Origin of the sequence: Streptomyces sp. NPDC001933 (assembly GCF_042890955.1) — a bacterium.
Classification (GTDB): Bacteria; Actinomycetota; Actinomycetes; order Streptomycetales; family Streptomycetaceae; genus Streptomyces.
Genome location: NZ_JBIASS010000093.1, coordinates 1 through 4,453, shown reverse-complemented (window position 1 = coordinate 4,453; position 4,453 = coordinate 1). Strand labels below are relative to the sequence as shown.

The 4,453-nt window shown below is 68.7% G+C and carries 5 protein-coding genes and 2 pseudogenes; all 7 read left to right on the top strand.

Features of this window, described 5'->3' with window-relative positions; translation table 11 throughout:
- Positions 1-95: 95 nt before the first annotated feature.
- Positions 96-323: pseudogene (locus tag ACFYY7_RS45260) on the top strand (transcriptional regulator); the annotation flags it as partial.
- A pseudogene (locus tag ACFYY7_RS45255) lies at positions 298-378 on the top strand (hypothetical protein); the annotation flags it as partial. The pseudogenes ACFYY7_RS45260 and ACFYY7_RS45255, both read left to right, overlap by 26 nt.
- 16 nt (positions 379-394) lie before the next feature.
- Positions 395-628, top strand: a complete 234-nt coding sequence (locus tag ACFYY7_RS45250; protein WP_388672227.1) for a hypothetical protein — start codon at positions 395-397, stop codon at positions 626-628.
- Positions 629-896: 268 nt separating this feature from the next.
- Entirely contained in the window at positions 897-1,931 is a 1,035-nt protein-coding gene (locus ACFYY7_RS45245) for a DUF2785 domain-containing protein (protein WP_388672224.1), read from the top strand.
- A 37-nt stretch (positions 1,932-1,968) separates the two neighbouring features.
- Positions 1,969-2,322, top strand: coding sequence for a hypothetical protein (locus tag ACFYY7_RS45240; RefSeq protein WP_388672221.1), 354 nt, complete (start codon positions 1,969-1,971; stop codon positions 2,320-2,322).
- A 774-nt stretch (positions 2,323-3,096) separates the two neighbouring features.
- Positions 3,097-3,489 (top strand): hypothetical protein, encoded by a 393-nt coding sequence (locus ACFYY7_RS45235; protein ID WP_388672218.1) that lies wholly within the window; start codon positions 3,097-3,099, stop codon positions 3,487-3,489.
- Between the two features lie 27 nt (positions 3,490-3,516).
- Entirely contained in the window at positions 3,517-4,167 is a 651-nt protein-coding gene (locus ACFYY7_RS45230) for a hypothetical protein (protein ID WP_388672215.1), read from the top strand.
- The last annotated feature ends 286 nt before the right edge of the window (positions 4,168-4,453 follow it).

Here is a 4,453-nt window from a genome sequence, read left to right as displayed (position 1 = left end):
CGTTCCGGGCGAGGAGCCGGGTGTCGAGCCGGCCCGCTGAGGCTTCGATGCCGTCGGCGGCCGTCGGCTCCTCGGAGGCTGAACCCACGGCCCCACGGTATCTCCTGCGACGCCTCAACGCCGACGGCGGAATCCGGGTGGAGATCCACCCGCTCAACCAGTCACAGGTACCGCGCCCGCTCCAACGGCTGGTGGAGTACCGCACGATGAACGTCCGCCGCTGGGACCGCATCGTCGAAGCCTGGGCAGCCGGCGACCACCAGGGCCTAGACGACGCCTGGGAGGACGTCATCGTCGATCTCGGATCCCAGTGGGGCCAGTACACCCCCCGGCGGCCGGCTCGTCTTCCACGTCTTCGGCGCCCTCGCGGAGTTCATCCGCGAACTCATCGTCATTGGCACCAACGAGGGCCTGGCCGCCGCCCGCGCCCGCGTCGGCGGGCGCCCCCCAGCGTCGCCACCGAGGAAGTCATCAAGGCCGCGACCTGCTGCCCGACCCCGGCCGCTCCATCACCTCGATCGCCAAGCTCCTCGGCGTCTCCTCGGGCACCCTCTACAACCACATCCCCGACCTACGCGAACTGCGCGCCGGCGCAGTCCCCCGTCAGCTTGAAGCTCGCACGAGGTAAGCGAACCCCAGCAAGATCGTTCTCACCGGGATTTCCTGTACCGCAACTACAAGCACCGCGTGACCAGTGGTCCGGCTTCGGCCGGTCACGGGCTCGCGGCGATCCCGCGCTGGACCGGGCCGCTGCGCATCACCCTGTCCGGCTTCAGCGGGCAGGGTGACAAAGACGTCAGAACTGCTGAGTCTGGTCGGGAAGTTGACAGGTTGAGATAAAATTCTGGACATAATTCGCAGGCGTACGGCAACGGTGTGGACCTATTCTGCCCGTCATGACCGACTGGAAGAGCGTCGAGGCCGCCGACTGTGCCGTGCCCGCTGACCGGCCCATGGACGACCTCGTCCGCGAGCTGTCCCGTGCCCTGGCAGATCCCGATCCACTGGTCCGGGACGGCGCGCCCTACGCCGTCCTCGCGACCTGGATCGCTCGCGGGGCGATCGGGACGTCCCGGCGGCTGGAGCTGGGGGACGAGATGGCGACCCGGTTCACCGACCCGCGGGTCGAGGCCCGCACCTTCGCGCCCCTCGTGCTCGACATGCTGGTGGCCGCGGGGGACTTCAAGGCCGGCTGGGTGGAGGCGTTCGAGCACTGGTACCCGGCGGAGCAGGATCTGCGTGGCCACGACGAGACGCTCGGCTGGCTTCACGCGGTGGCGCACGGCGCGGACCTGCTTGCCAGCTTCGGTCGCCACCCCGAGGTGGCGCCGGTGCGGATGCTGAACCTCGCTGCCGCGCGGCTGACGGCGCCCACCGACCACGTCTACGACCAGATGGAGGACGACCGCCTCGCCCGGGCGATCGCCCGGGTCCTCACCCGCACCGATCTGAGTGAGCGCGATGCCGTCGGCTGGCTGGATCCGATCGCCGACCGCTTCGGGCCGACCGCATCAGCACTCCGGTGCCCGCTCACATCAGCAACTGCCTGCGTACCCTGCGCCTGCTCTACATCCTCGCCGACCGGGGCGTGCGCCCCACCAGCGAACTGCCCGCGCAACCCCTCCACCACCGCGACGCGGTCAAGTCCGGCATCGCCACAGTCCTCGACCGGATCGTCAGACGCTGATCGACGGCACCCGGTTCGGCCGGGCACCCCGCCGGCTCTTTCCCAGCCGGCCCGCCCCGACCACCTTTCCGCGGTCATGTGCGGGATCGGCGTCCCGGTCGCAGCCGTCCGCGGTGCCGCCATCCGACAGCAGCTCCTCGTTCTCCCGCGCCCTACGACTGCCGACCCGCCCAAGCGATGTGTCGTTTCGGGGGTGGTAGTTGGTGTGCTGGGAGTGGTGTGGGCTGTCCGATCCGGGCCGTAGTGTGGGTGCTCTGGCCGAGATCTGGGAGGGACGGGGCATGGAGGCAGCCACCGCACGGTTCATTGAGGAGTCCACGGCTCTGCCGCCGGCGGCGCTCGCAGCGTTGTACGAGGACTCCCTTGACCGCTGGAGCCGGGGCGGCCGCGAGGCCAGCCGTGCGACCAGGGTCTCCGCGTCTGAGAACTCCGCGATCGAACGTGCCGTCCGCACCGCTCTCCTCCGCCGCACCCACGAACTGGACGCCTTCCGCCCGCACCTCCGCTTCGACATCAAAACCGCCTGCTCGATCGCCGCGCGCGCTGTCTGCAAGCGTACGAAACTGACGGAGGAGCAGTACCGGGTGCTGCTGGACCCGTTCGCGGCGGCAGGGGTCACGGTCCCAGGGTGGTGAGTACCGAGACCTAGGAGGGCGTGTCTCTTTGACTTCACGTTGATCGGGCCACGTGCAAGGGTGGTGGCCATGCCGCAGCTTGGTCGCCACCTCCGGCCCTTCAAGGCACTTCCGAGATGCAAGTTTCCCATACGCCGGCGGCGGTCTCCGCTGTGTTCGATGACCGAACTCGCCGGTCTTCTGGGAGTACGTCGACGAGGGCTGAACCCTGAGAGGACACCGCCACCGCGGGCATCAGCGTGCAGTCCACCGGTGGCGGCGACGCCGCCCGTGGAACCGCCCGGGGAACGTCGACGACCAAGTAGTGGGGCTGCGCGAGCCCCAGGAACATCAACAAGCCGCCGGGCGGACCAAGGAGCCACGATTTTGCGGTGCCCGGCCCAGGAGCAGAGGTGAGACATGCGTTGCGTTAACTGTGGACAAGAGACTGAGTATGAACACGCGCCCCCCCATGGGGGGCTCACCGGAGATAGGGTTGGTACACGTCAGCAGCGGTATGACGGCTTGTTTCCCGGAGCGTGGTCCGGGAAGCCCGATTGTCAAAGCTCCGGTGCCACCGCACCTCCGCCACCTTCTGGAGCAGGGACCGCGGTTGCCTCCTCCGCTACCACCCGGATTCCTGATCGAGGAGGACGAGCCCGGTTCGGGGGCGTGCAGTCCAACGGCACTGTGACGTCCGTGTCACGCGGGCTGCCCCAGCCGTCGGAGCCCTGTCCGACCCGGACCGTAGCCTGACCGCTGTCCACTGTCCGCACGACACAGGAGGTACGCCCCGTGGATCCCACGACCGCCCGCCACATCAGGTCCGCCACGGCCCTGCCGGCGGACGCGCTCGCTCTATTGAAACCAGGCTTCCCCGCCGGTGACACCAGGGCGGCCCGGGTGCCCGCCTCGGAGCATTCCGCGATCGACCACGCCGTCGCATCGGCATTGCTCCTGCGCGTCGATGAGCTGAACCAGGTCCGCGAGGGCCTTCTCACACAGAGCAAGTCCGCCTGCGCCATCGCCGCACGGGCCGTGCACAAGCACGGAAAACTGACTGAGGATCAGCATCGCGGGGTCCTTGACCCGTTTACCGCCGCCGGCGTCGCCGAGCTCGTGGAGTGCCCCCTCCTCGGGGTACATCGGGATGATCCGCGACGGCGCACTGTGCATGCTGGATCCTGAGCTGCCGACTGCCCGTAGCCTTCCTCCATGCAGGCAACTTTGATGATCTACGACGGCACGGCCGCGCCCGATGCAGATGTGCCACGTACCGGGGGTGTGCCGCTGGCCCCCGAGGGGTTCACCTGGCCGGTGTGCGGCAACACTTGCGGAGGGCCGATGCAGTTCTTCGCGCATCTGCCGGTCGAGTACGGCGTCCTGTCGGTGTTCGTGTGCCAGAACGATCCGGGCGCCTGCGACACGCATGACCCGGTCTCCGGGGCGAATCGGGTCCTTCTTTTCCCGACTGCGGGACTGGTACCGGTGGCCGTACCCGAGGAGGGTGTGACGCTGCTGCCCGCAGTGTCGGCGATCACCACCGAGGTCGTGACGCTCGAACCTGAGGAGGCCGACGGCGACGGTCTCCCGCCCGACGCGTACGACCTCGCCCGTTCAGGGTGGAAGTGGGAGCCCGGCGAGCTGTTCGGGAAGCAACGCGAGGTTCTCGGATCGCTCGGCGGCAGCCCTTCCTACCTTGACGACGACCGGCTGCCCGGGTGCCCCTCCTGCTCCGGCACCATGGAATTCGCAGCCCATCTGGAGGAGGGGATCGACCGGCGGACCGCGATGAACCTGGGCGGCGATCTGGGCTACGTCTTCGTCTGCCGCCCCTGCTCCCAGGGCGCCTTCCTCAGGGGCTGAGCGCGCCTGTGGCGGCAGGCCCCGCCGCCTACGCGGACGGGCTGCCCCCCCGCTCTCCTCCTCCGCCACAGTCTCCTCCGGGGTGGCCGTGAGTGTTCGGTGCAATCCCTGATCCAGGAAGATTCATCGGTGTCCAGTGAGCACGTGACGGAGGCCGAGACCGCCAAGACGCCTGAGCCGAAGCAGCCGGCGACGGTTGACGGTTGACGGTCAGTTGATCCACGAGTTGGTGGTGCGGGCTGCAGGCCGAGAACCTTCGGCTGACAGATGAGGGGGCATCATCCTT

Excerpts from the sequence above, each read along its gene's own strand:
- ACFYY7_RS45245 (WP_388672224.1), top strand. The coding sequence starts at position 897 with ATGACCGACTGGAAGAGCGTCGAGGCCGCCGACTGTGCCGTGCCCGCT.
- ACFYY7_RS45230 (WP_388672215.1), top strand. The coding sequence starts at position 3,517 with ATGCAGGCAACTTTGATGATCTACGACGGCACGGCCGCGCCCGATGCA.
- ACFYY7_RS45240 (WP_388672221.1), top strand. The coding sequence starts at position 1,969 with ATGGAGGCAGCCACCGCACGGTTCATTGAGGAGTCCACGGCTCTGCCG.